Annotated in this window: 24 protein-coding genes; 17 read left to right on the top strand and 7 right to left on the bottom strand. The window is 66.9% G+C overall.

Annotated elements, in window-relative coordinates; genetic code table 11:
* Nucleotides 1–17 precede the first annotated feature (17 nt).
* Nucleotides 18–467 (top strand): DUF6491 family protein, encoded by a 450-nt coding sequence (locus tag VG556_RS19605; RefSeq protein ID WP_032958624.1) that lies wholly within the window; start codon nucleotides 18–20, stop codon nucleotides 465–467.
* 74 nt (nucleotides 468–541) lie between these two features.
* Here the strand turns inward: VG556_RS19605 and VG556_RS19600 are convergent, their stop codons facing one another.
* The 4 genes from VG556_RS19600 to htpG form a co-directional block, all read right to left on the bottom strand.
* Nucleotides 542–811 (bottom strand): oxidative damage protection protein, encoded by a 270-nt coding sequence (locus VG556_RS19600; RefSeq protein ID WP_049442323.1) that lies wholly within the window; start codon nucleotides 809–811, stop codon nucleotides 542–544.
* Between the two features lie 5 nt (nucleotides 812–816).
* Nucleotides 817–1941, bottom strand: a complete 1125-nt coding sequence (mutY, locus tag VG556_RS19595; protein WP_100449802.1) for an A/G-specific adenine glycosylase — start codon at nucleotides 1939–1941, stop codon at nucleotides 817–819.
* Between the two features lie 82 nt (nucleotides 1942–2023).
* Nucleotides 2024–3340 carry a signal recognition particle-docking protein FtsY gene (gene ftsY / locus VG556_RS19590; protein ID WP_100449803.1) on the bottom strand — a complete coding sequence of 439 codons (1317 nt, stop codon included), beginning with the start codon at nucleotides 3338–3340 and terminating at the stop codon, nucleotides 2024–2026.
* A 327-nt stretch (nucleotides 3341–3667) separates the two neighbouring features.
* Nucleotides 3668–5560 carry a molecular chaperone HtpG gene (htpG, locus tag VG556_RS19585; protein WP_100449804.1) on the bottom strand — a complete coding sequence of 631 codons (1893 nt, stop codon included), beginning with the start codon at nucleotides 5558–5560 and terminating at the stop codon, nucleotides 3668–3670.
* Between the two features lie 537 nt (nucleotides 5561–6097).
* Between htpG and rsmD the strand changes: the two genes are divergently transcribed.
* The 6 genes from rsmD to VG556_RS19555 all read left to right on the top strand — a co-directional run bounded on the left by rsmD (nucleotide 6098) and on the right by VG556_RS19555 (nucleotide 10913).
* A complete protein-coding gene (rsmD, locus tag VG556_RS19580; RefSeq protein WP_014646773.1) occupies nucleotides 6098–6676 on the top strand; it encodes a 16S rRNA (guanine(966)-N(2))-methyltransferase RsmD in 579 nt (192 codons plus the stop codon).
* A 26-nt stretch (nucleotides 6677–6702) separates the two neighbouring features.
* On the top strand, nucleotides 6703–7212 hold the full coding sequence (coaD, locus tag VG556_RS19575) for a pantetheine-phosphate adenylyltransferase (RefSeq protein ID WP_014036814.1): 510 nt from the start codon (nucleotides 6703–6705) through the stop codon (nucleotides 7210–7212).
* A 60-nt stretch (nucleotides 7213–7272) separates the two neighbouring features.
* Nucleotides 7273–7764, top strand: a complete 492-nt coding sequence (locus VG556_RS19570) for a hypothetical protein (protein ID WP_032959157.1) — start codon at nucleotides 7273–7275, stop codon at nucleotides 7762–7764.
* A 132-nt stretch (nucleotides 7765–7896) separates the two neighbouring features.
* Nucleotides 7897–8178: a YfhL family 4Fe-4S dicluster ferredoxin gene (locus VG556_RS19565; RefSeq protein WP_004153175.1), complete on the top strand. Its 282-nt coding sequence runs from the start codon at nucleotides 7897–7899 to the stop codon at nucleotides 8176–8178.
* Nucleotides 8175–9905, top strand: a complete 1731-nt coding sequence (gene ggt / locus VG556_RS19560) for a gamma-glutamyltransferase (RefSeq protein ID WP_014646774.1) — start codon at nucleotides 8175–8177, stop codon at nucleotides 9903–9905. The genes VG556_RS19565 and ggt overlap by 4 nt, the downstream gene beginning before the upstream one ends.
* 120 nt (nucleotides 9906–10025) lie before the next feature.
* Nucleotides 10026–10913 (top strand): MBL fold metallo-hydrolase, encoded by an 888-nt coding sequence (locus VG556_RS19555; protein ID WP_019338337.1) that lies wholly within the window; start codon nucleotides 10026–10028, stop codon nucleotides 10911–10913.
* A gap of 85 nt (nucleotides 10914–10998) precedes the next feature.
* On the opposite strand, the gene VG556_RS19550 is transcribed toward VG556_RS19555, so the two are convergent.
* On the bottom strand, nucleotides 10999–11292 hold the full coding sequence (locus VG556_RS19550) for a PsiF family protein (protein WP_046430010.1): 294 nt from the start codon (nucleotides 11290–11292) through the stop codon (nucleotides 10999–11001).
* 57 nt (nucleotides 11293–11349) lie between these two features.
* On the opposite strand from VG556_RS19550, the gene VG556_RS19545 reads away from it, so the two are divergent.
* Both VG556_RS19545 and VG556_RS19540 read left to right on the top strand, forming a co-directional pair.
* On the top strand, nucleotides 11350–11775 hold the full coding sequence (locus VG556_RS19545; protein ID WP_234413141.1) for an ArsR/SmtB family transcription factor: 426 nt from the start codon (nucleotides 11350–11352) through the stop codon (nucleotides 11773–11775).
* The gene (locus tag VG556_RS19540) at nucleotides 11756–12235 is read left to right on the top strand and encodes an SRPBCC family protein (RefSeq protein WP_100449805.1); all 480 of its coding nucleotides are present in this window, start codon (nucleotides 11756–11758) and stop codon (nucleotides 12233–12235) included. Before VG556_RS19545 ends, VG556_RS19540 begins: the two co-directional genes overlap by 20 nt.
* Nucleotides 12236–12349: 114 nt before the next feature.
* On the opposite strand, the gene upp is transcribed toward VG556_RS19540, so the two are convergent.
* Nucleotides 12350–12982, bottom strand: a complete 633-nt coding sequence (gene upp, locus VG556_RS19535; RefSeq protein ID WP_005409099.1) for a uracil phosphoribosyltransferase — start codon at nucleotides 12980–12982, stop codon at nucleotides 12350–12352.
* A gap of 217 nt (nucleotides 12983–13199) precedes the next feature.
* On the opposite strand from upp, the gene VG556_RS19530 reads away from it, so the two are divergent.
* The 6 genes from VG556_RS19530 (at nucleotide 13200) to VG556_RS19505 (ending at nucleotide 21154) form a co-directional block, all read left to right on the top strand.
* The gene (locus VG556_RS19530; RefSeq protein ID WP_278254529.1) at nucleotides 13200–15713 is read left to right on the top strand and encodes a TonB-dependent receptor; all 2514 of its coding nucleotides are present in this window, start codon (nucleotides 13200–13202) and stop codon (nucleotides 15711–15713) included.
* Entirely contained in the window at nucleotides 15713–16828 is a 1116-nt protein-coding gene (locus VG556_RS19525) for a phytase (RefSeq protein WP_100449807.1), read from the top strand. Before VG556_RS19530 ends, VG556_RS19525 begins: the two co-directional genes overlap by 1 nt.
* Nucleotides 16825–18192: a purple acid phosphatase family protein gene (locus VG556_RS19520; protein WP_053496001.1), complete on the top strand. Its 1368-nt coding sequence runs from the start codon at nucleotides 16825–16827 to the stop codon at nucleotides 18190–18192. Before VG556_RS19525 ends, VG556_RS19520 begins: the two co-directional genes overlap by 4 nt.
* 10 nt (nucleotides 18193–18202) lie before the next feature.
* Complete coding sequence (locus VG556_RS19515) at nucleotides 18203–18817, top strand: inorganic diphosphatase (RefSeq protein ID WP_100449808.1); 615 nt, start codon at nucleotides 18203–18205, stop codon at nucleotides 18815–18817.
* 85 nt (nucleotides 18818–18902) lie between these two features.
* Complete coding sequence (locus tag VG556_RS19510) at nucleotides 18903–20318, top strand: cryptochrome/photolyase family protein (protein WP_100449809.1); 1416 nt, start codon at nucleotides 18903–18905, stop codon at nucleotides 20316–20318.
* 140 nt (nucleotides 20319–20458) lie between these two features.
* Nucleotides 20459–21154 carry an OmpA family protein gene (locus VG556_RS19505; protein ID WP_100449810.1) on the top strand — a complete coding sequence of 232 codons (696 nt, stop codon included), beginning with the start codon at nucleotides 20459–20461 and terminating at the stop codon, nucleotides 21152–21154.
* Between the two features lie 667 nt (nucleotides 21155–21821).
* On the opposite strand, the gene VG556_RS19500 is transcribed toward VG556_RS19505, so the two are convergent.
* Entirely contained in the window at nucleotides 21822–22853 is a 1032-nt protein-coding gene (locus VG556_RS19500) for a LysR family transcriptional regulator (RefSeq protein WP_005416157.1), read from the bottom strand.
* Between the two features lie 147 nt (nucleotides 22854–23000).
* Between VG556_RS19500 and VG556_RS19495 the strand changes: the two genes are divergently transcribed.
* Together VG556_RS19495 and VG556_RS19490 are read left to right on the top strand one after the other, a co-directional pair.
* Nucleotides 23001–23228, top strand: a complete 228-nt coding sequence (locus tag VG556_RS19495) for a hypothetical protein (protein WP_041863314.1) — start codon at nucleotides 23001–23003, stop codon at nucleotides 23226–23228.
* A complete protein-coding gene (locus VG556_RS19490) occupies nucleotides 23225–23995 on the top strand; it encodes an SDR family NAD(P)-dependent oxidoreductase (protein ID WP_014646786.1) in 771 nt (256 codons plus the stop codon). Before VG556_RS19495 ends, VG556_RS19490 begins: the two co-directional genes overlap by 4 nt.
* Nucleotides 23996–24047 lie beyond the last annotated feature (52 nt).

Genomic DNA, 24047 nt, shown 5'->3' with positions numbered 1-24047 from the left:
TCCCCGAGGAGATCGCCATGAAGACCCCGATCCTGATCGCCGGACTCTGCCTGGCGCTGGCCGCCTGCGCGACCACCGGCCGGCTCAGCAGTACCGAGAAACTGGATCTGTACCGCGCCCACGCCGGCGCGCCGCAGAACGACATGCAGTTCTTCGGCAGCCTCAATGGCTGGACCGAACTGGGTGACAGCGCGCTGGCGGTGTGGACCCGGCCGAGCGAGGCTTACCTGCTGGAACTGAGTGGTCCGTGCCCGGACCTGTCGTACGCCACCGCCATCGGGTTGACCAGCAGCATGGGCCGCGTGTCATCGCGTTTCGACAAGGTGCTGGTGCGCGACCCGACCGGTGGCCCGCGCATGCCGTGCTTCATCAACAGCATCCGCAAGCTGGACGTGAAGGCACTGCGTGCCTCCGAGCAGGAGCTGCGCCAGGCGCAGGTGCAGGAGCGCGAGGAAAATACGAAATAGCGCGGTAGTGCCGGCCGCTGGCCGGCAACCTGGCATCTGCGCGATGCCGGCCAGCGGCCGGCACTACCTGTGGGTCAGGCTTCCGGGGTGAAGCCGGCCGGCTTTTCCGCGTCCTTCTCGAACAGGAACTTGACCAGTTCGCCCTCAAGGAATGCGCGATGCTCCGGGGTGCGCGGCGACAGGCGGTTTTCGTTGATCAGCATGGTCTGGTGCGCAAGCCACGCCGCCCAGGCCTGCTTGCCGATGTTGCTGAAGATGCGCTGGCCCAGTTCGCCGGGGTAGGGCACGAAGTCCAGGCCCTCGGCATCGCGTTGTTCGTACTGGCAGAAGACGGTTCGGGACATGGTACTCACTCGTGGTTGCGGGGTTTCTTGGGCGTTCGTTTCGGCGCCTTGATCGTGGCGCCATCGAGCAGCTTGCGGATGGGGGCCGGCAGGCCCAGCGCGGGCAGTTCGTCGGTGGCGACCCAGCGCAGCGTGGGCTCTTCCACGCGCAGGCCGTGCACCTGCCGCGACAGTACCTGCAGGTGCAGCTTGTAGTGGCTGAAGGTGTGCTGCAGCACGGGCAGCTCCTCGGCGTCTTCCAGCGTGCCTTCAACGTGCGCGTCGAACCAGTCCTGCAGTTCGCTGCCGGCCTCGGCCTGCGGCAGCGTCCACAACTGTGCCCAGATGCCGGTGTCCGGCCGCTTCTGCAGCAGCACGCGCTGCTGGGCGTCGCGCAGCAGCAGGGCCATCGCTTCGCGCTCGGGCAGGGCCTTGCTGGGCTTGGGCGTGGGCAGTTCGGCGGTGCGGCCTTCGCGGCGCGCCGCGCACGCGTCCTGCAGCGGGCAGATCACGCAGGCTGGCTTGGCGCGGCTGCACACCGTCGCACCCAGGTCCATCTGGGCCTGGGTGTAGTCGGCCATGCGCCCGGCCGGCACCTGCGCCACGTGCGCCTCGGCAATCGACCACAACTGTTTCTCGATGGCCGGCAGGCCGGGAAAGCCGTCGATGCCGTGGTAGCGGCTGAGCACGCGCTTGACGTTGCCATCGAGGATCGCGAACGGATCGTTCCAGGCCTGGCTGAGGATCGCACCTGCGGTGCTGCGGCCGATGCCGGGCAGGGCATGCAATGCATCGAAATCGCGCGGCAGGTCGCCGTCGTGCAGTTCCACGCAGCGCTTCGCGGCGGCGTGCAGGTTGCGTGCGCGGGCGTAGTAGCCGAGCCCGGCCCACTGCGCCATCACCGCGTCATTGCTGGCGGCGGCGAGGTCGGGCAGCGTCGGGAAATGCTGCAGGAACCGCTGGAAATACGGGATGACCGTGGCTACCTGGGTCTGCTGCAGCATGATCTCCGACAGCCAGACCCGGTAGGGACTGCGCGGATGCTGCCAGGGCAGGTCGTGGCGGCCGTGGCCGTCGAACCAGTGCAGCAGGCGGGCGACGAAGTCGTCGGTCTGCGTGGTTGCGGCGCTGGCGTGCGACTGGCGGGGCATTGGAGTTCCAGAGAGGCAGCCAACCGTGGGGTGGCTCTACCAGGCTGCGCTAGAGCCACCCCATGCGTGGCTGCGCGGTGTATCAGGCGCCCAGCGCTTCGGGCAGCAGGGCGTCGACGAACGCTTCCGGATCGAACACGCGCAGGTCTTCCGGGCGCTCGCCGATACCGGCAAAGCGGATCGGGATGCCGAACTCGCGGGCCAGCGCGAACACCACGCCGCCCTTGGCAGTGCCGTCCAGCTTGGTCACCACCAGGCCGGTCACGTTCACTGCGGCATTGAACTGGCGCAACTGCGACAGTGCGTTCTGGCCGGTGGTGCCGTCGATCACCATCAGCACTTCGTGCGGGGCGGTGGGGTCGATCTTGCCGAGCACGCGGCGGATCTTGCCCAGCTCGTTCATCAGGCCGGACTGGGTGTGCAGGCGGCCGGCGGTATCGGCGATCAGCACCGAGGTGCCGCGGGCCTTGCCGGCCTGCAGCGCGTCGAATGCCACCGAAGCGGCATCGGCGTTCTGCCCCTGCGCGACCACGGCTACGCCGTTGCGCTCGCCCCAGGCCTGCAGCTGGGCCACGGCGGCGGCGCGGAAGGTATCGCCGGCAGCCAGCATCAGGCTGTGGCCGTCATCCTTGAAGCGCTTGGCCAGCTTGCCGATGGTGGTGGTCTTGCCGACGCCGTTGACGCCGACGGTGAGCACCACGAAGGGCTTGGCGTTGCGGTCGATCACCAGCGGCTTGGCCACCGGCTGCAGGATCGCGATCAGCTCGGCGCGCAACGCGGCCAGCAGCGCATTGGCGTCGGCGAACTCGCGCGACTTCATGCGCTTGCGCAGGCCCTCGACCAGATCGGTGGTGGCGCCCACGCCGACGTCGGCGGTGATCAGTGCGGTTTCCAGCTCGTCCAGCAGATCGTCGTCGAGCTTGGGGTTGCGCGAGAACAGTCCACCGAAGCTGCGCGCGATGACGCTGTTGCGCAGGCGTTCGCGCCAGCCGGGCTTGCCGGCAGGCGCCGGAACGGCATCGATCGAGGCGGCGGCAGGCAGGTCGTCGGTGACCGGTGCCGGGGGGGGCTGAGGCAGTGGCGCGGGTGCCGGTTCGATGGCCGGGGCCGCCACCGGGGCGACGTCGATCCGGGCGGCCGGTTGCGGAGCGCTCGGAGCGGGAACGACCGGTGCCGGAACCACCGGGGTGGGCTCGACAGCGACCGGAACGACGGCTGCCGGCGGCGGCTCGACCGGCGCAGGCGCGGCCGGTACGGCTACCGGTGCTGGCTCTTTGTCCTCGACCGGCGCGGCCGACGGGAACGCCGCCGCCAGCTCTTCAGCCGAGTAGTGCTGGGTCTTGGGTGCCTCCGCTGCGGGGGCATCCTGGGGCTTCTTGCGGCGGAAAAAACTGAGCATTGGCAAAAGGCGCTGAAATCAGGGGGATATGCTACCACTCGGGCCTGTCGGGCCGATGTGGACTCAAGGTCGCGGCCCGCCGGCCGTTAACCGGTCCGGAGGGCTGCGCCGTGCGGCCCGGCAGGCGCCAACCGCCGCCCCTGGTGGGTGCCAACCTTGGTTGGCACTCTCCACCCGCGCCGGTAGCTGCCAACCTTGGTTGGCACGCTCGATCCGCCCCGGTAGGTGCCAACCTTGGTTGGCACGCTTTTGGGGCGCCAACCAAGGTCGGCCTCTACCAGAGCACCGCCGGGTAAGCCGGGCCATGCCCGGCGACCACCCTGTCGATCAGGCCGACAGCTCCAGCAGCAGCTTGTTCAGCCTCGCCACGTAGGCACCCGGGTCCTTCAGGCTGTCACCGGCGGCCAGCGCGGCCTGGTCGAACAGCACCCGGCCGAGGTCGTCGAAACGCGCGCCATCGGCTTCGGCATCCAGCTTGGCAATCAGTGGGTGGCCCGGGTTGATTTCCAGCACCGGCTTGCTGTCCGGCACCTTCTGCCCGCTGGCTTCCAGGATCTGGCGCATCTGCAGGCCCAGGTCCTGTTCGCCGATGGCCAGTACCGCCGGCGAATCGGTCAGGCGGTGTGACACGCGCACTTCGGCCACGTCATCGCCCAGCACGGTCTTCAGGCGCTCGACCAGGCCCTGCTTGTCCTTCGCCGCGGCTTCCTGTTCCTGCTTGTCCGCTTCGGTTTCCAGCGCGCCCAGGTCGAGATCGCCACGAGCGATGTCGACGAAGCCCTTGCCGTCGAAATCGGTCAGGTAGCCCATCAGCCACTCGTCGATGCGGTCGGTCAGCAGCAGCACTTCCACGCCCTTCTTGCGGAACACTTCCAGGTGGGGGCTGTTGCGCACCTGGCTGTAGCTCTCGCCGGTCAGGTAGTAGATCTTGTCCTGGCCTTCGGTCATGCGGCCGAGGTAATCGGCCAGCGACACCGTCTGCGCATCGCCGTCGCCGCGGGTGGAGGCGAAGCGCAGCAGCCCGGCCACCTTCTCGCGGTTGTTGTAGTCCTCGGCCGGGCCTTCCTTCAGCACCTGGCCGAATTCCTTCCAGAACGTGGCGTATTGCTCCGGCTTGTCGGCGGCCAGCTTGTCCAGCATGTCCAGCGAGCGTTTGGTCAGCGCCGCCTTCATCGAATCGATGACCGGGCCGGACTGCAGGATCTCGCGCGAGACGTTCAGCGACAGGTCGTTGGAGTCGACCACGCCCTTGATGAAGCGCAGGTACAGCGGCAGGAACTGCTCGGCCTGGTCCATCACGAACACGCGCTGCACATAGAGCTTCAGGCCCTTGGGCGCATCGCGGTGGTACAGGTCGAACGGCGCGCGGCCGGGCACGTAAAGCAGCGAGGTGTACTCCAGCTTGCCTTCGACCTTGTTGTGGCTCCACGCCAGCGGATCGCTGTGGTCGTGCGCCACGTGCTTGTAGAACTCGGTGTACTCGGCGTCGCCGATCTCGGTGCGCGGACGGGTCCACAGCGCGCTGGCGCGGTTGACGGTCTCCCACTCGACGGTGGCGCCTTCTTCGCCACCTTCCTTCGGCATCTGGATCGGCAGGCCGATGTGGTCCGAATACTTCTTGAGGATGCTGCGCAGGCGCCAGCCGTCGGCGAAATCATGCTCGCCATCCTTCAGATGCAGGACGATGCGGGTGCCGCGCTCGGCCTTGTCGACGGTGGCGACGTTGAAATCGCCTTCGCCGCGCGAGGTCCAGCGCACGCCTTCACCTGCGGCCAAGCCGGCGCGGCGCGAGGTCACTTCGACCTCGTCGGCAACGATGAAGGCGCTGTAGAAGCCGACGCCGAACTGGCCGATCAGCTGCGAATCCTTCTTCTGGTCGCCGGACAGCTGGCGCAGGAAATCGCCGGTGCCGGACTTGGCGATCGTGCCGAGATGGGCAATCGCCTCGGCGCGACTCATGCCGATGCCGTTGTCTTCGATGGTGATGGTGTGGGCGGCGGGGTCGAAGCTGACGCGCACGCGCAGTTCGCTGTCGCCTTCCAGCAGGGCCGGCTGGGTCAGGGCCTCGAAGCGCAGCTTGTCGGCGGCGTCGGCGGCGTTGGAGACCAGCTCGCGCAGGAAGATCTCCTTGTTGGAGTACAGCGAGTGGATCATCAGCTGCAGCAGCTGCTTGACTTCGGTCTGGAAGCCAAGGGTTTCGGTCTGGGTGGTCTCGGTCATCGATAGGGCTCCATGTGCAATGCCGCGCCAGCGCGTGCGGCCTCGCCAAGGGGTATGGCTGATTGTCCCGAAATCAAGGGGTTGGTCGGCCGGGCGGCGCCCGGCACCTGCAGAGGCCGAAGCAACAGCAACGCCAACCCACACCGCCCCGCCTCTGACAGATTTCCCGCGGCTGTTGGTAGGTGTCGACCTTGGTCGACACATCTGTCAGACATCGAAATAAATCTGGGGTCAGATCCGTTTTCCGCAGGAAAACGGATCTGACCCCAAGAGCCGTTCCGACAGATCGCAGGGAACTGTCGAAGGCGGGGTGGGTCCGGTTGAGGGGGCGTGAGCCGCATGGATGCGGCGACCGAGCTTACATGGACGTACTTGCAGCGTCCCCCTCGACCGGACCCACCCCGCCAACCCACGGATAGCCGGCTTTTGCCGTTGCTTCGGCCGTTGCCGTGGCTTCGACGGGTGCTGGGCAAAGCCCGGCCGAACTACAATCCCGCTCATGCTGAATTTCTCGAATTCCTCCCGCCGGGGGCGCCGATGAGCGGCCGCGGTGGCAATGACGGCCAGGTCCGCATCATCGGCGGGCGCTGGCGCAATACCCGGCTGCCGGTGCCGACCCTGCCGGGCCTTCGCCCCAGCAGCGACCGCGTGCGCGAGACCCTGTTCAACTGGCTGATGCCCAAGCTCGGCGGCGCCCGCGTGCTGGACCTGTTCGCTGGCAGTGGCGCGCTGGGCCTGGAGGCGGTCTCGCGTGGCGCTGCCCACGCCACCCTGGTCGAGCGCGATGCGCAGCTGGGACGCAACCTGACCGCCGCCGTCGCCAGGCTGCAGGCCAGCGACCAGATCACCGTCGTGCAGGCCGATGCCCTGCGCTGGCTGCAAGGGGCGCAGGCGCAGCAGGCCGACCTGGTCTTCATCGACCCGCCGTTTGCCGATGGCCTGTGGCAGGACGTGCTGGCCCAGCTGCCGCGGCACCTGGCCGCCGACGCCTGGCTGTACCTGGAATCGCCAGCCGGCCACGTGCCGGTGCTGCCGCCGGACTGGCTGCTGCACCGCGAGGGTGGCACCCGCGAGGTGCGCTTTGCCCTGTACCGCCGTGCCACTGCTACACTTTGACCTCATCTGAACATCTGCATCCGCCCATGACCGTGGCCAATCGCCGCATTGCCGTCTACCCCGGCACGTTCGACCCCATCACCAACGGTCATATCGACCTGGTCAGCCGGGCCGCGCCGCTGTTCGAAAAGGTCGTGGTCGGCGTGGCGCAGAGCCCGTCCAAGGGCCCGGCGCTGCCGCTGGAGCAGCGCGTGCAGCTGGCGCGTGGCGCGCTGGCCCACCACGGCAACGTCGAGGTCATCGGCTTCGATACCCTGCTGGCCCATTTCGTACGTTCGGTGCAGGGCGGGGTGCTGCTGCGCGGCCTGCGCGCGGTGTCCGACTTCGAGTACGAATTCCAGATGGCCAGCATGAACCGCCACCTGATCCCCGAGGTCGAGACCCTGTTCCTGACCCCGGCCGAGCAGCACAGCTTCATTTCGTCCTCGCTGGTCCGCGAGATCGCGCGCCTGGGCGGCGACGTGTCCGGTTTCGTGCCGGCCGCGGTGCTCGAAGCCCTGCGCAAGGTCCGCGAAGCGAAGTCGGCACAGTCGTAAGCCCCGCTGTACCCGCACCCCATTACGTACACCACCACGCACCATTCCGGGAGGAAACCCATGAACACCACCATGCGCGCGATGCTGATCGCTTCGTTGGCCCTGGCCTTCACCGCCTGCAAGAAGGAAGAGGCCGCTCCGGTCGACGAGGCCAAGCCGGCCCTGGTCGCCCCGGCCAAGGACGACGATGCAGGCTGGAAGAAGTACCTGCAGGAAGTGGCGATCCAGAACATGGGCAACATCACCAACAGCCCGTTCCTGTACTACCTCTCGCCGGAATCGGACCCGGACTTCCAGGCCAAGTACGAGCGCCAGACCGAAAGCGCGACCCAGGCCGTGGCCCGTGGCGTGCAGCCGGGCAACATGCTGGCCTTCGGTTCGTCGGCCTCGGGCAAGATGGCTGACATGATCCAGGCCGTGTTCAAGGACGTGTCGCCGGATTCGATGAAGGGCGTGCGCGTCGTCTTCATCGGCCAGTCGGCCGACAACGCCCGCGTGCAGGCTGCGATCCAGCCGACCGGTGCCGAGTACATTTTCGTCGAAGCCAAGTAATACCGAGCCATGGCGGCCATGCTCCGGCATGGCCCGGGCGGCATCCTGCAAGGGCGCCGCTGATGACCTGACCGGCCCGCGCGCCCGCGCTGGCCGGTCCTTTGTCCCAGGGCGCGGGCGAGGAGTATCGCCGTGTCGCTGAAAATCAACGAGCTCTGCGTCAACTGCGACGTGTGCGAGCCGGCCTGCCCCAACCAGGCCATTGCGATGGGTGAAACCATCTACGTGATCGACCCTGCGCGCTGCACCGAATGCGTGGGTCATTTCGACGAGCCACAGTGCGTGGTCGTCTGCCCGGTCGAGTGCATCGACCCGGACCCGGAGATCGTGGAAACGGAAGACCAGCTGCTGGCCAAGCTGCGCCAGCTGCAGCACGATCACCCCGAACTCTACGCGGAGCCCCCATCCGAATGAAGACGCTGATCGTCCGCCCCTTGTTGCTGCTCGGCCTGCTGCTGAGCCCCATGGCCTGGGCTGACAGCCCGGCCCGTGCCGATCGCCCTGATGGCGCGGCCATTGCCAGCGGCCACGCACTGGCCACCCAGGCCGGCATCGACATCCTGGCGCAGGGCGGCAACGCCTTCGACGCTGCAGTGGCGGTGTCGTCCACGCTGGCGGTGGTCGAGCCGATCAGTTCCGGGTTGGGCGGCGGCGGCTTCTTCCTGCTGCACGACGCGGCCACCGGCAAGGATGTGATGCTGGATGCGCGCGAGACCGCCCCGGCTGCGGCGACCCCGCAGGCCTTCCTCGACAAGCAGGGCAACCTGGACCGTGATCGTTCGGTCAACGGTGCCTGGTCGGCGGGTATTCCCGGCCTGCCCGCAGCGCTGGTCGAGCTGTCGGCCAAGCACGGCAAGCTGCCGTTGTCGGCCTCGCTGCAGCCGGCGATCCGCATCGCGCGCGAAGGTTTCCCGGTGTACGACCGCATGGCCAAGGGCTACGCGTCGCGGCGTGAAGTGATGGAGCGCTATCCCGGCACGCGCGAGGTCTACCTGCGCAATGGCAAGCCGATCGCCAGCGGCGACCTGTTCAAGCAGCCGGAACTGGCGCAGACGCTGGAGCGCCTGGCCGCGGGTGGCTTTGATGGCTTCTACAAGGGCCAGACCGGAAAGCTGTTGCTGGCGGGCGTGAAGCAGGCTGGCGGCAAGTGGACCGCTGAAGAACTGGCCGGTTACCGCGTCAAGCAGCGCGAGCCGATCGTGTTCAACTACAACGGCTGGAAGATCACCACCGCGCCGCCGCCGTCGTCCGGTGGCATCGCGCTGGCGAGCATGCTGCAGATCCTGGAAGGCTGGGACATCAGGAAGATGGACCCGGCCCACCGCACCCACCTGGTGGTGGAGTCGATGCGCCGCGCCTACCGCGACCGCACCTTCTTCCTCGGCGATCCGGACTTCGTGCAGATCCCGCAGAAAGTGCTGACCAGCAAGGATTACGCGCAGGGCCTGCGGGCGACCATCCATCCGGAGAAGGCCACGCCCAGCGACCTGCTGTCGGGCAATCCGACGCCGCTGGAAGACGACGAGACCACGCACTTCTCGATCATCGACCGCGACGGCAACCGCGTCGGCGCCACCCAGACCGTCAACCTGCTGTATGGCTCGGGGCTGATTCCCAAGGGCACCGGCGTGCTGCTGAACAACGAGATGGACGACTTCGCGCTGAAGCCGGGCACGCCCAATGCGTTCGGCGTCATGGGCTATGAGGCCAATGCGCCGAAGGCCGGCAAGCGCATGCTCAGCTCGATGACGCCGACCTTCATGGAGAACGCCGACAAGGTCGTGGTGCTGGGCACCCCGGGTGGCAGCCGCATCATCACCATGGTGCTGCTGGGCATCCTCGGCTACGACGACGGCCTGGATGCACAGCAGGTTGCCGCGCTGCCGCGCTACCACCACCAGTGGCTGCCGGACCTGATCGAAGCCGAGGACGATGCGTTCGACGCGGCGACGGTGAAGCAGTTGCAGGCGATGGGCCACAAGATCGACCTGCCGGGTGACGTCGCCGCAGGCGGCCGCGGTTCCAGTCACGTGTGGGGCAACCTGCAGACCGTGGAATGGGACCGCAAGGCGAACAAGCTGTTCGGCGGCAGCGACCCCCGCAACCCGGTGGGCAGCGCCCAGGTCGTGCCGGCACGCTGATCCGGTAGCGCCGGCTGCTGGCCGGCAATCCGTCAGATTACCGAAACCCCGCCTTTGCCGGCGGGGTTTTCTGTTTCCTTTCTAGCGATTATTTAACGGGCCGGCGCCGATAATCGACGCATGAAACTCTGGTCTATTCGCGGAAACTCGCAGCGCCTCGATGGCGGTGCGATGTTCGGCAACGCACCGCGTGCGTTGTGGGAAAAATGGGCGGCACCCGACGAGCTCAATCGCATCGAGCTGGCCTGCCGCGCACTGCTTGCCAGTCCGCTGGAAGGCAAGACCGTGCTGTTTGAAACCGGTATCGGGGCGTTCTTCGATCCGCGCATGCGCGAGCGCTACGGCGTGCAGGAAAGCCAGCACGTACTGATCGATTCGTTGCGCGAAGCCGGCTTCGAGCACGAGGATATCGATGTGGTGGTGCTCAGCCACCTGCATTTCGATCATGCTGGCGGCCTGCTGGCGGCATGGAGCGAAGGGCGTGAACCCGAGTTGCTGTTCCCCAACGCGACCTACGTGGTCGGTGCGCAGCATTGGCAGCGCGCCGTGCAGCCGCATCCGCGCGACCGTGCCAGCTTCATTCCGGAACTGCCGGGCCTGCTGCAGGCCAGTGGCCGGCTGGAAGTGGTGGACGGGGAGTACTCGAAGGCACTTGGCCGCAGCGTGCGCTTCAGCTACAGCGACGGGCATACGCCGGGACTGATGCTGGCCGAGATCGTCGGTCACGCGCATGCCGGCGAAAGTGCGCATGGTGGCGTGGTGTTCTGTGCCGACCTGATCCCGGGGCGCTCATGGGTACACGTGCCGATCACCATGGGCTACGACCGCAACGCCGAGCTGCTGATCGACGAGAAGCGGCAGTTCCTTGAAGACAAGCTGGCGCGCAACGTGCGGCTGTTCTTCACCCACGACCCGCAGGTGGCGCTGGCGCAGCTGGGCCGTGATGACAAGGGACGTTTCGTGACCCTGCACGAACAGGGCGAGCTGAAGGCGCGCGCCCTGGGGTAATGAAAAGGCCGGGCAATGCCCGGCCTTTCACTGACGGTGGCAGATCCACGCCATGCGTGGATGGCGTTCGATCCGGACGCGACGATTACGACGACTTCAGGCAGCTGCTCATGAAGGTCTTGCGCGCATCACCGGCCAGCTTCTTCGCGCCCGCGTCAGCGTTGCACTTGCGCATCCGTTCCTGCTGCGGATTGACCGCCTTGGTCTCGGCGGCGTGGCCGCTGAGGCAGGAGCTCTGCGCGGTCTTGTAGGCATCACCCTTCAAGCCCTTGTTCTTGGCCGAGCATTCGGCCATGCGCTGCTGCTGCGGGGTGGTGGCGTTGGCAGCCAGGGGCAGGCCGACCAGCAGGACGGCGGCCAGCAGGAAAGAGGCTTTCATCGGGAGCTCCAAGGGTGGCGGGTGCGCGGAGCATTCGCTTCAGGCCGGCAAGGCCACGTGAAGAATCACGCCAGTGCCGCGCCTGCTTGCGGCAACGTTCAGACCGGCGTATTACTTAGCCATATGGGTAAGTATTATCCTGCCATTGAAGACGTCTTCCAGGCACTGGCCGACCCGACCCGTTGCGCGATCGTAGCGGCGCTTGGGCAGGGACCGCGCACGGTGTCGATGCTGGCCGAACCCTTCGAGATGGCCTTGCCCTCGCTGATGAAACACCTGGCCGTGCTGGAGCGCAGCGGCGTGGTGCGCAGCCACAAGCAGGGGCGCACACGCACCTGCGAACTGGTGCCGGCGCGGCTGGGCCAGGCCGAACAATGGCTCGCAGAACAGCGTGCCGCTTGGGAAGCGCGTTCCGACCGCATGGTCGATTTCGTCGAAACCCTTCACCGACAGGAGCAGGCCCATGGCCGTAGCCGCAGGTAACAACCCCGACACCGATCTGGTGATCAGCCGTGTGCTGAACGCACCGCGCGCCGCCTTGTGGCGGGCGTGGACCGACCCGGAACTGCTGCGCCAGTGGTGGTGCCCGAAGCCGTGGACCACCGAGGTACGCGCATTCGACCTGCGCCCCGGCGGGGCCTTCCACACCTTCATGCAGGGCCCCGATGGCGGCAGCAGTGACAATCCGGGCAGTTTCCTGGAGATCGTGCCGCAGCAGCGCCTGGTGTTCACCTCGATGCTGGGTGCGGGCTGGCGACCGCAGTCACCCTGGCTGGGCTTTACCGCCGTGATCACGATGGAGGACGAGGGGCAGGGCTGCCGCTACACCGCGCGGGTGATGCACCCGGACAAGGCCCTGCGTGACCAGCATGAGCAGCTGGGCTTCTTCGACGGCTGGAACACCGCCATCGACCAGCTGGAAGCCTTCGCCGCCGGGCTGTAGGCCGGAATGCGGGGTGGTGGGGTCAGAGCCCTTTCTGCGAAAGGGGTCCGACCCCCGCGATGTTGGGGGCAGATCCCTTTCGCTGTGAAAGGGCTCTGACCCCGGTTCACCGGATCAACCGACGCGGGTACCGAAGATGCGGTCGCCGGCGTCGCCCAGGCCCGGCAGGATGTAGCCCTTGTCGTTGAGCTGGGCATCGATGGCTGCGGTGTAGATCTCCACGTCCGGGTGCACGGCCTTGACCGCTTCGATGCCTTCCGGCGCGGCCACCAGGAAGATGCCCTTGATGCGGCGGGCACCGGCACGCTTGAGCATGTCGATGGTGGCGATCAGGGTGCCGCCGGTGGCCAGCATCGGGTCCAGGATCAGCGCGTCGCGCTCTTCCAGGCGGCCGGTCAGGCGCTCGAAGTAGGGCACCGGCTGCAGGGTTTCCTCATCGCGCTGCAGGCCGACCACGCTGACGCGTGCCGCCGGGATCAGCGACAGCACGCCGCTGAGCATGCCCAGGCCGGCACGCAGGATCGGCACCACGGTGATCTTGGCACCGGCGATGCGCTGCACGGTGACCGGACCGGCCCAGCCGGGCAGGGTGTGCGGCTCGGTGTCCAGGTCGGCGGTGGCCTCGTAGGCCAGCAGCGTACCCAGCTCGTTGGCCAGTTCGCGGAAATCCTTGGTGCTGAGCGCAGCGTTGCGCATCAGGCCGATCTTGTGCTGCACCAGCGGGTGGCGCACTTCGACGATCTTCATGGTCGGGGAGGGGGAAAAGGAGAGAGGACGCCATTTTGCCGGATTGGCGTGTCGAACCCCAAACCGGGCCTGGATCCGCTTTACATGAAATGTGCAGGCGCATGTCACGGCCATGCAACCTTGCGGACATACCGTGCAGACCCATTCTTAACAGGAATGGGGATTCCCAGTGCATATCAAGACTCCGTTGGCCGTTGCCATCACCCTGACCCTGGCGATGGGGGCCGCGGCACCGCTGCAGGCTGCCGGGCAACAGGCGGTAGCCGCTACCGGCGCCGTGGCGGCCGACGCGGTCGACCTGGACCGTATCGAAGTGCGCGCCCAGCTCGAATCGCAGATCCGCGCGGTCGACCTCAAGCGCAGCAGCGACGCCATCGAGGACGCGGTGTCCTCCGATGCCCTGGGCCAGTATCCGGACAAGAACGTGGCCGAATCACTGCAGCGCCTGCCGGGCGTCAGCGTGACCCGCGACCAGGGCGAAGGCCGCTTCGTGGTCATTCGCGGCCTGGATGCCAATCTCAACAGCGTCAGCGTGGATGGCATCGCCATCGGTACGCCGGAAGATTCCAGCCGCGCCGCGCCGCTGGACGTGATCCCATCGGACTCCACCGAGCGCCTGCGCGTGGTCAAGTCGCCGACCCCGGACATGCCCGGTGATGCCATCGGCGGCGCCGTGCTGGTCGAATCGGCGTCGGCCTTCGACCGCGACGGCCGCAGCCTGCGCGGCAAGATCGAGGGCAGCCACCAGCAGCTGTCCGGCGAGACCAGCCCCAAGGCCGCCTTCAACTACAGCGAAGTGTTCAACGACACGTTCGGCGTGGCGCTGGGCGTGAACTACCAGAAGCGGAAGTTCGAGTCGGACAACACCGAAGTGGAATATGACGGCGAGGACGATGCCGCCCCCGGTGACGTGACCGCGATCAACCTGCAGCACCGCAAGTACGAGATCGAGCGCAAGCGCATCGGTGCCAACCTCAACCTCGACTGGCGCCCCAACGAAGACAGCACGTACTACCTGCGCACGCTGTACAGCCAGTTCGACGATGCGGAGACCCGCCAGCGCGTGATCTTCAACTTCGACGACGCGAAGATGGTCAAGACCGGCACCGACCAGTATCGCCTCGATGGCATGCCGAAGGATTCGATCGACAAGCGCATGCGCTACCGCACCAAGAAGGAAAACACCTTCGCGGCCAGTCTAGGTGGCGAGAACAAGCTGACCAACGCCGTGGTCGATTACCGGATCGGCTACACCCGTACCGAAGAGCGCGTGAACGACGAGATGGAGGCGCGCTTCAAGCTCAACGGCAAGGCCTTCAATGGCACCCTGGACCAGCGCAGCCGCCTGCCCAGCTACAGCTTCGACAACCCGCAGTGGCTGGACAACGGCAACTACGCGTTCGACCGCGTCGTGCTTTCGCCCAAGCAGGTGAACGACAAGGAACACAGCGCGCAGGTCAACGTGCGCTTCGACGGCGACAGCAGCAGCATCAAGTTCGGCCTGCTCGGCCGCTGGCGCGACCGCGACGTGAATGTCGATGAGCGCGAACTGCGCGTCGGCCCGAAGGTGGTGCTGTCGAGCTGGACCACCTCTTCGCCGGAGCATCGCCACGGCAACATGGGGGATGGCATGGACTCGGCTGCGATGCGCGCGTTCTGGGCCGCCAATGGTGGCCAGTACAGCGCCCGCCCGCAGGATGTCGGCGGCAATGCGATGACGTCGCTGGAAGAGGATTACGTGGCCAGCGAGGACATCTTCGCCAGCTATGCCATGGGTACCTGGGATGTGGGCGCGCTGCGCATCATCGGCGGCGTGCGCGTGGAGAACACCCGCTTCAAGGCAGTCGGCAACCAGGTGGACGTGGCCGCCAACGGCCGCAGCTTCACCGTCACCCCGCGCGTGGCCAACAGCAGCTACACCAACGTGCTGCCGGGCCTGCATCTGCGCTATGACGCGGCCGATGACTGGGTGCTGCGCGCCTCGGCCAACAAGACCGTATCGCGCCCGTCCTTCGGCGACGTCTCGCCGCGCGTGGGTTACAGCCGCGGTGACGAGGAAGTGCGCCTGGGCAACCCCGAACTGGATCCGTACGAGTCGAAGAACATCGACCTGTCGGTGGAGAAGTACATCGGCAGCAGCGGCATCGTTTCGCTGGGACTGTTCCACAAGTCGATCGATGGCTACATCGTGGAGACCGTGCGGACCAATGATCCGGCCTACGGTGGATTCGACGTGACCCAGCCGATCAATGGTCGCAAGGCCACCGTGCGTGGCGCGGAGTTCAACTGGCAGCAGCAGCTGGCCTTCCTGCCGGAGGGCCTGGATGGCCTGCTGGTCGGTGCCAGTGGCACCTGGCTGGACACCACGTTCGATGCCGGCATCAAGGGACGTGAGGGCGAGGGCTTCACCCTGCCGCGCGCTTCCAAGCATGTCTACAGCGCACACATCGGCTATGAAAAGTACGGTGTAAGCACGCGTCTGGCGGCCGTGTACCGCAGCGAGTATTTGGACAGCATCGGCAAGGGGCGTGCATTCGACATCTACGTGGCACCCAACACCCAGCTCGATTTCTCGCTGGACTACAAGTTCACCCCGCGCGTGAGCATGTACTTCGAAGCGCAGAACCTGCTGGACAAGCCGCTGGAGCTGTACCAGGGCACCCGCTCGCGCACCCTGCAGATGGAAGAGTACGGCCGCACCTATGCGCTGGGCCTGAAGGTGGCGCTGTGATGGGGCGTGGCGTCACTGTCCTGGCCGCCGCGCTGGCGGCTACGCTGGTCGCCGGCTGCACGCCGGCCACCGGCAACGATCCGGTTGCGGGAGCGGCCGCGCCGGCCGCCAATGGCGAGCGCGTGGTGAGCACCATCGCCGAAGCGTTCCTGTCACCGATGACCCCGGCCGACAACATCGACTCGCCGGCGGCCTGGCGCGCGCCGGACGGCGCGCTGTGGCTGATCGCCACCGCCAAGGCCACCGACAAGCTGGTGGTCTACGACGGCAGCACCGGCCAGCACCTGCGTGACGTCGGCAGCAGCGGCACCGCACCGGGGCAGTTCGACCGCCCAAACGGCATCGCGGTGACCGACGACCTGCTGTGGATCGTCGAGCGCGACAATCACCGCGTGCAGGTGCTGAGCCTGCCGGACTTCGCGCCGCTGGCGACCTTCGCTTCGGACGACCTGCGCAAGCCGTACGGTCTGTGGGTCGACCGCCGTGCCGATGGCTACAGCGTCTACGTCACCGATTCCTGGGACAACGGCGAGGATGCGCAGGGGCGTGACATCCTGCCGCCGCTGGCCGAGCTGGACAAGCGCGTGCGCCAGTACCATGTGACCCGCGACGGCGCGAAGGTCGAGGCGAAGCTGGTGGCCAGCATCGGCGATACCACCGAGGCCGGTGCACTGCGTGTGGTCGAGTCGATCTGGGGCGACCCCGAGAACGACCGGCTGCTGATTGCCGAAGAGGACGAGCGCTACGCCAGTGAGTTCAAGGTCTACACCCTGGCGGGCCGCTTCACTGGCACCACCTTTGGCCGTGACGTGTTCAAGGCCCAGGCCGAAGGCGTGACCCTGCGCACCTGCGGCAAGGACGGCTGGTGGATCACCACCGAACAGGGCAAGCAGCGCAGCGTGTTCCACCTGTTCGACCGGCACACGCTGAAGCCGGTCGGCGCGTTCCAGGGCAATACCGTGGCCAACACCGATGGCATCTGGATGATGCAGCAGCCCAGCGCGCGCTTCCCACACGGTGCGCTGTATGCAGTACATGACGACCAGGGCGTGGTGGCCTTCGATTGGGAGAGCATCACCAAGCAGCTGGCGTTGCCGCTGGAGTGTGGCGCATGAGCGGGCAGTGCGTAATGCGCGCGCTGGCGCTGGGCCTGCTGCTGGCGCTGCCGTCGCTGTCGTTCGCGGCGGCCGAACCGAATACCCAGGTGCCGGCAGGTAGCCGCCACTACGCGGCGACGACGGTGCCGGACCGCATCGTCGCCTCGCCGGCGGTTGATTCCAGCCATGGGTTCGCCGTGGCCTGGCGTACCGACGACAGCGTGCAGGCGCCGCTGCTGGAAATCGCGCTGGCCGCGGATTCGCCGGCCATTGAAGGCATCCGCCAGGTGCGTGCGACGACCCGCGCGCTGCAGACCGAGAACGGTCTGTCGCACCACCATCGGGCAGATATCGATGGCCTGCAGCCGGATACCCAGTACGTCTACCGTGTGCAGGGCAATGGCAGCTGGAGCGCCTGGAACCAGCTGCGCACGCTGGCCAGCGCCGATCAGCCGCTGACCCTGCTGTACTTCGGCGATACCCAGAACAAGAACGTCAGCCATGTCAGCCGCGTGGTGCGCGCCGCGCAGAAGGCCGCGCCGCAGGCGCGCATGAGTCTGTTTGCCGGCGACCTGGTCAGCGGTGGCGACAACATGGATGACAGCGAGTGGGGTGAGTGGTTCGCTGCGACCAGTTGGCTGGCGCAGGAAACGCTGGTGGCGCCGGCCATCGGCAACCACGAGTACTTCGAGGAATTCGAGGACACCCCGCAGGAGCGCCGCGTGCTGGGCCGCCACTGGCCGGTGACGTTCGCGCTGCCGGGCAATGGCGCCACCGCCGCGCAGCAGACCAGCTACTGGTTCGATGCGCAGGGCGTGCGCGTGGCCGTGGTCGATGGCACATCGGCACTCGACCTCGGCACCGCCAAGGCGCAGGCACAGTGGCTGGACAAGGTGCTGACCGGCAATCGGCAGGCGTGGACCATCGTGCTGCTGCACCAGCCGTTCTACTCGCCGCGCGAAGGGCGCGAGAACGCCGCGTTGCGTGACGTGCTGCTGCCGGTGGTACGCCGCCACAACGTCGATCTGGTGCTGCAGGGCCATGACCACACCTATGGCCGCCGTGGCGAAGGGCAGGCCGCGACGCCGCAGTATGTGGTGACCGTGGCCGGACCGAAGCAGTACCGCCTTTCCGACGAAGCGCGCAGGACGATGGACCCGGTGGCCGAGGACACCCAGCTGTTCCAGGTGCTGAACATCGACCCGCAGCACCTGCGCTATGAAGCACGCACCGTGACCGGCCGTCTTTACGATGCCTTCGAATTGCGTCGTGATGCCAAGGGTGGAAAGCAGCGCACGGAGTTGACCGAAGGCCGCATCACGCCACGCGACTGCCCGCGTGCGCAGACCGCCAAGGGTCGCGCCGACCGCTGCTGGGAATGAGGAGACGCCGATGACCACACCCCGCCGCATCATTCCATTGGCTGCCATCGGCGCGTCCCTGCTGTTGCTGGCCAGTGCGGTAACCGCCGCCGATACCGTGCTGCATCCCTTCCTGGTCGCCCAGCCGGCGCAGGCCCCGCAGGAAGTGAACCTGGCGGTGGAGATCCCGGCCGGCAGCTTCACCAAGTACGAGATCAAGGAAGACGGCCTGGTGCACGTGGACCGCTTCCAGTCGATGCCGGTCGCCTATCCGGCCAACTACGGCTCGATGCCGCGCACCCTGGCCGGCGACAACGATCCGCTGGATGCACTGGTGTTGACCCGCGAACCGCTGCATCCGGGCGTGATCGTGCGTTTCCGACCGATCGGTTACCTGAAGATGATCGATGGCGGCGAGCACGACGAGAAGATCATCGGGGTGCCGACCGACAAGGTCGACCCGACCTACGCCAGTATCCGCGACCTGGCGGACCTGCCGGAGGCCGAACGGCAGCGGATCGAAGCGTTCTTCCGCGTCTACAAGGACCTGCCGGCCGGGCGCAACCCGGTGCAGCTCAATGGCTGGGGCAACGCCGCCGAGGCACGGTCAGTGATCCGCGAGGCCATGCAGCGGTTCAAGCACTAGCACCCCGCCGTGGGTGGCCGGACGCGCGCATCACCTTCACCGCCCCTGGCTATCATGTCCGCCTTCCACATCGAAGGCGGTGCATGTGTCGGTAGCGTTGGTATGGTTCCGCCGTGATCTGCGGCTGCAGGACAATCCGGCCCTGCAGGCCGCGCTGGATGCGGGTCACGACGTGGTGCCGGTCTATCTCCACGCGCCGCACGAGGAAGGCGAGTGGGTGCCTGGCGCGGCCTCCGATGCGTGGCGCCACCGTTCACTGGGTGCCTTGGACGCCGACCTGCGCACGCGCGGTTCGTCGCTGGTGCTGCGTAGCGGTGACAGCCTGCCGGCCCTGCAGTTGCTGATCGGGCAGACCGGCGCCGAGGCGGTGTACTGGAACCGCAAGTACGAGCCGGCCACCCAGCCACGCGACGCCACCATCAAGCGCACGCTGCGTGAGCAGGGCATCGACGCGCAGAGCTGCAATGGCAGTCTGTTGTTCGAGCCCTGGGACATCGCGACACAGCAGGGTCAGCCGTACAAGGTGTTCACTCCGTACTGGCGCAACGTACTCAGTCATTGGCGCCTGCCGACGCTGAGTGCCGCGCCGAAGGCACTGACCGCGCACTCGGTCGACGGCCTCGCATTGGACGAGCTGCGGCTGGCGCCCACGCTGGACTGGGATTCCGGCTTCTGGGAGCACTGGCAGCCGGGCGAGGCCGGCGCGCTGGAGGCGTTGTCCGTGTTCGAGGACGGCGCGTTGCGCGGTTACCGCGAGCAGCGTGACCTGCCGGACCGGGTCGGCACCTCGCGGCTGTCGCCGCATCTGCATTTCGGCGAGATTGCACCGTGGCGCATCGCGCATGCGCTGGAGAGATTGCGCAGTGCCGGCACTGACGCCGACATCGACGGCTATCTGCGCCAACTGGGCTGGCGCGATTTCGCCTACCACCTGTTGCATCACTTCCCGAAGACGCCGACCGACAACCTCAATCCGCGTTTCGACCGCTTCCCTTGGGCCACGCCCACTGCAGCGCAACTGCATGACTGGCAGCGCGGCAACACCGGCGTGCCGATCGTCGATGCGGGCCTGCGCGAGCTGTGGCACACCGGCTACATGCACAACCGGGTACGGATGATTGTTGCCAGCTACCTGTGCAAGCACCTGCGTGCGCACTGGCTGCAGGGCGCGCGTTGGTTCTGGGACACCCTGGTCGATGCCGACCTGGCCAACAACACGATGGGCTGGCAGTGGGTGGCAGGCACCGGCGCCGACGCGGCCCCGTACTTCCGGGTGTTCAACCCGGTCACCCAGTCCGAGAAGTTCGATCCGCAGGCCCGCTACATCAGCCGCTGGGTGCCCGAACTGGCGGCGTTGCCGGTGAAGGCGCGCTTCGCGCCATGGCAGCACCCGCAGCTGCTGGCGGCGCATGCCCCGGGCTATCCGCGTACGCCGCTGGTGGATCTGGCCGCCGGCCGCGATGCTGCGCTGGCCGCCTACCGGCAGACGGGGGCTGGGTAAAGCGCGGGCTGAGCGTTCCAGTCAGTTAGCTGAACGCGGCCCTGTTGCCGCGACCGATCATCATCCCGACATCGCATCGGGCTGTTTATTCTCTCTGCGCCCGTAAGCCGCCGACCCGACCGGAAAACAAGGAGAACCACATGATCCGCAACACCACCCGCAACGTCGCACTGGCCCTGATGAGTGCGGCCGTCCTGTCGGCCTGCGCCACCGGCGGCTCCTATGTGCAGAGCGACCAGTACGGCAACCCGACCGAACAGCAGAACCGTACCGGCCGCAACGCGCTGATCGGTACCGCCATCGGTGTGGCTGCCGGCCTGCTGACCGGTGACAGCGCCACCGAGCGGCGCCAGCACGCGCTGATCGGTGCCGGTATCGGTGCGCTCAGCGGCGCCGCCGTCGGCCAGTACCAGGATCGCCAGGAACGCGCGCTGCGCGAGCGCACTGCCAACACCGGCATCGATGTGCAGCGCCAGGGCGACAACATCATGCTGAACCTGCCGGACGGCATCACCTTCGACTTCGGCAAGGCCACCCTGAAGCCGCAGTTCTACGGCTCGCTCAACGGTGTGGCCGGTACGCTGCGCGAGTACAACCAGACCATGATCGAAGTGGTGGGCCACACCGACAGCATCGGCAGCGACGCGGTCAACAACCGTCTGTCGAAGGAACGCGCCGATTCGGTCGCGCAGTACCTGATCGGCCAAGGCGTGCAGAGCCTGCGCATCGAAACGCTGGGGGCCGGCAAGTCGTATCCGATTGCCGACAACAGCACCGATGCCGGCCGTGCCAAGAACCGCCGCGTCGAGATCCGCGTGATTCCGCTCAAGCAATAACGCGTAGCGTTGTTGCTGTTCCGGCCTGGCCGGAACGAAAATGCCGCCCTTGCAGGCGGCATTTTCTGTAGGTGCCGAGCTTGCTCGGCACGCCGATAGCGCTTCCGGTTGAGGCTTCTCCGAAAGGCGCCGACCAAGGTCGGCATCTACCGAAAGCCACGCAGCCGGAACGAAAATGCCGCCCTTACAGGCGGCATTTTTGTGGGTGCCGAGCTTGCTCGGCACGCCGACAGCATTCCCGTTCGCGGCTTCTCCGAACGGCGCCGACCAAGGTCGGCATCTACCGAAAGCCACGCAGCCGGAACGAAAATGCCGCCCTTGCAGGCGGCATTTTCTGTAGGTGCCGAGCTTGCTCGGCACGCCGATAGCGCGTCCGGTTGCGGCTTCTCCGAACGGCGCCGACCAAGGTCGGCATCTACCGAAAGCCACGCAGCCGGAACGAAAATGCCGCCCTTGCAGGCGGCATTTTTGTGGGTGCCGAGCTTGCTCGGCACACCGACAGCGTTCCCGTTCGCGGCTTCTCCGAACGGCGCCGACCAAGGTCGGCATCTACCGGACGCCCGGCGCAGCGGGAAGGAAATGCCGCAACTCATCTCCTGGTAGATGCCGACCTTGATCGGCGCGGTTCCAACCGCAGTCGAGCATGGCTCGCCTCTACGAAATCCGGTTACGCCGCCGAGGCGGCGACCTTCTCCAGGATGCGCTTGCCGCTGCTCTCCAACGCCGCGTCTTCCTGGGCCTTCTGCTGCTGTGCCAGCTTCGCACCCGGGCACTGCGCCAGCATGTAGTTGGCGTCGAAGTTGAGCTTTTCCACCAGGAAATCGACGAACGCCCGCACCTTCGGCGAGACCAGGCGGCCACCGGCGAACACGGCGTTGAAGTCCACTTCCGGGCCGGTCCAGCCGGCCAGCACGCGCCGTACCATGCCGGACTCCACGAACGGCTTGGCCATCACATCACCGGTCAGCAGCAGGCCTTCGCCACAGACCAGCGCACCATTCAGCGCAGACATGTCGTTGGCGGTCATCAGCGGGGTGACCGGGAAGTCACGCAGTTCGCCGCCGTTCTCGCCCAGCTGCCAGGTGAAGCGCGGTGAATTGCCAGTGTGATACGGCTTGCGCATCGCCAGGATGCGATGGAACTGCAGTTCTTCCGGATGCAGCGGCTCACCATAGCGCTCGATGTAGGCCGGGCTGGCGAACACCTGCGTGCGCAGGCTGCCCAGCTTGCGCGCGACCAGGTTGGAATCGGGCAGGGCGCCCACACGCAGCGCCAGATCCGCTTCGCCGGCAATCAGGTCCAGCTTCTCGTTGCCCATGTGCATGTCCAGGCGGATTTCCGGATACTGCGCATGGAACTGGCCCAGCAGCGGGGCGATCCAGGTGATGCCGATCGAATAGGGCACGGTGAAGCGCAGCCAGCCGCGCGGGCCGGACTGCAACTGGCTCACCGCGCTTTCGGCTTCTTCCAGCTCGCGCGCGATGCGCTGGCAATGCTCGTGGTAGATCGAGCCGGCTTCGGTCAGGCCGAGGCGGCGGGTGGTCCGGTGCAGCAGCCGCGCGCCCAGGCGCGTTTCCAGCTCCTGCACTTTGCGGCTGACCGTGGTCTTGGGCAGGCCGAGCGATTTGGCAGCGGCGATGAAACTGCCTTGCTCGACCACCTTGACGAAGATCAGCGTCTCGTTGAGATCGTGGGACATGGTCGGGGATCCTGGACGTCGGGGATGGGACAATCGTGACAGAACGATTGGACCGGGAGCGGGATGATTATTCCCCTTAATCAGGACTAATCAAGTAAAGGTTTGAGGTCTATCGTGGCGCCATTCGTGAAATGGAGCCCCCTCGCCATGAGCCTGCGCAACATTCTTGCCCGCTTCCGGCATGTCGGCCAGAACACCCTGGACCTGGCGATGACCGTCGAAGCCCGTCCGAGTTCCTTGGTACACAAGGACTTTCGTGAGTTTACCGCGCCCATGCGTCAGCAGCGTGGCGGTGCCATCCGCCTGGCCCCGCACAAGGGTGACCGGCTGCGCCGGATCGGGACTATCCCGGATTTGGGAGGAAATGTCCCGTGAATGGGATACTGACGCCCGAAGTCCTGGTCCTCGGCGGCACCGGTGCCGTCGGCCAGGGCGTGGTCGGCGCATTGCTGGAAGCCGGCAGCCCGGTGCTGGTGGTTGGCCGCGACCCGGGTCGGCTGGCGGCGCTGCATGAGCAGTTCGCCGACGAGCCCGGCCTGGAGACGCTGCTGGGCTCGCTCAGCGATGACGGCTCGGCGCGTGCCTTGGCCGAACGCATCGCGCAGCGCCCCCGTCCGCTGGCGGCGGTCATCGCCGCAATGGGTGGCCCCTACCGTCGCGGCCGGGTGACCGACCGCAATGGCGATGAGCTGTTGGGGGCGATGCAGGCCGACCTGATGCCGCACGTGCACGCGGTGCGTCACCTGCTGCCGCTGCTGCAGGACAACGTGCATGCACGCCGCTACGTGATGATCGGCAGCCCGGCCAACGCCAAGCCCTGGGCGGGCTACGGCGAGACCTCGATCACCACCGCCGCGCTGCGCATGTACGCGCAGGTGGTGCACCAGGAAGCGCAGGCACTGGGTGTGCGCGCGCAGATGCTGGAAGTCTGCAGCCCGGTGTGCACCCCGGCCAACGCGGCCAATGCGTGCATCGAGTGGCCAAGCTCGTTGCTGGTCGGTCGTCGTGTGGTCTCCCTGCTGGACGGCTGCCGCGACAACCGCGCCATCGTCCGCTGCGACAGCAGCGATGCCGAACTGCCGCGCGGCCTGCTGCACCTGGATGTCCCTCCACTGTGGCGCGATACCGCGGGCATCGCTTGACCTCGACCATGGTTGAGGTCGCAGTATGCGCCGCCGATTTTTGCAACACGTT

Source organism: Stenotrophomonas sp. CASM106, from assembly GCF_049384825.1.
In the GTDB taxonomy this organism is placed as follows: domain Bacteria; phylum Pseudomonadota; class Gammaproteobacteria; order Xanthomonadales; family Xanthomonadaceae; genus Stenotrophomonas; species Stenotrophomonas muris.
This window is presented reverse-complemented; position numbering and strand designations above follow the sequence as displayed.

What these genes read in the sequence shown, in the direction of transcription:
- VG556_RS19530 (WP_278254529.1), top strand. Translation starts at nt 13,200, where the DNA reads ATGGGGGCCGCGGCACCGCTGCAGGCTGCCGGGCAACAGGCGGTAGCC.
- VG556_RS19555 (WP_019338337.1), top strand. Translation starts at nt 10,026, where the DNA reads ATGAAACTCTGGTCTATTCGCGGAAACTCGCAGCGCCTCGATGGCGGT.
- VG556_RS19515 (WP_100449808.1), top strand. Translation starts at nt 18,203, where the DNA reads ATGACCACACCCCGCCGCATCATTCCATTGGCTGCCATCGGCGCGTCC.
- VG556_RS19495 (WP_041863314.1), top strand. Translation starts at nt 23,001, where the DNA reads ATGAGCCTGCGCAACATTCTTGCCCGCTTCCGGCATGTCGGCCAGAAC.
- VG556_RS19605 (WP_032958624.1), top strand. Translation starts at nt 18, where the DNA reads ATGAAGACCCCGATCCTGATCGCCGGACTCTGCCTGGCGCTGGCCGCC.
- mutY (WP_100449802.1), bottom strand. Translation starts at nt 1,941, where the DNA reads ATGCCCCGCCAGTCGCACGCCAGCGCCGCAACCACGCAGACCGACGAC.
- VG556_RS19540 (WP_100449805.1), top strand. Translation starts at nt 11,756, where the DNA reads ATGGCCGTAGCCGCAGGTAACAACCCCGACACCGATCTGGTGATCAGC.
- coaD (WP_014036814.1), top strand. Translation starts at nt 6,703, where the DNA reads ATGACCGTGGCCAATCGCCGCATTGCCGTCTACCCCGGCACGTTCGAC.
- ggt (WP_014646774.1), top strand. Translation starts at nt 8,175, where the DNA reads ATGAAGACGCTGATCGTCCGCCCCTTGTTGCTGCTCGGCCTGCTGCTG.
- VG556_RS19505 (WP_100449810.1), top strand. Translation starts at nt 20,459, where the DNA reads ATGATCCGCAACACCACCCGCAACGTCGCACTGGCCCTGATGAGTGCG.
- VG556_RS19550 (WP_046430010.1), bottom strand. Translation starts at nt 11,292, where the DNA reads ATGAAAGCCTCTTTCCTGCTGGCCGCCGTCCTGCTGGTCGGCCTGCCC.
- VG556_RS19500 (WP_005416157.1), bottom strand. Translation starts at nt 22,853, where the DNA reads ATGTCCCACGATCTCAACGAGACGCTGATCTTCGTCAAGGTGGTCGAG.
- ftsY (WP_100449803.1), bottom strand. Translation starts at nt 3,340, where the DNA reads ATGCTCAGTTTTTTCCGCCGCAAGAAGCCCCAGGATGCCCCCGCAGCG.
- VG556_RS19525 (WP_100449807.1), top strand. Translation starts at nt 15,713, where the DNA reads ATGGGGCGTGGCGTCACTGTCCTGGCCGCCGCGCTGGCGGCTACGCTG.
- htpG (WP_100449804.1), bottom strand. Translation starts at nt 5,560, where the DNA reads ATGACCGAGACCACCCAGACCGAAACCCTTGGCTTCCAGACCGAAGTC.
- rsmD (WP_014646773.1), top strand. Translation starts at nt 6,098, where the DNA reads ATGAGCGGCCGCGGTGGCAATGACGGCCAGGTCCGCATCATCGGCGGG.
- VG556_RS19570 (WP_032959157.1), top strand. Translation starts at nt 7,273, where the DNA reads ATGAACACCACCATGCGCGCGATGCTGATCGCTTCGTTGGCCCTGGCC.
- upp (WP_005409099.1), bottom strand. Translation starts at nt 12,982, where the DNA reads ATGAAGATCGTCGAAGTGCGCCACCCGCTGGTGCAGCACAAGATCGGC.
- VG556_RS19600 (WP_049442323.1), bottom strand. Translation starts at nt 811, where the DNA reads ATGTCCCGAACCGTCTTCTGCCAGTACGAACAACGCGATGCCGAGGGC.
- VG556_RS19520 (WP_053496001.1), top strand. Translation starts at nt 16,825, where the DNA reads ATGAGCGGGCAGTGCGTAATGCGCGCGCTGGCGCTGGGCCTGCTGCTG.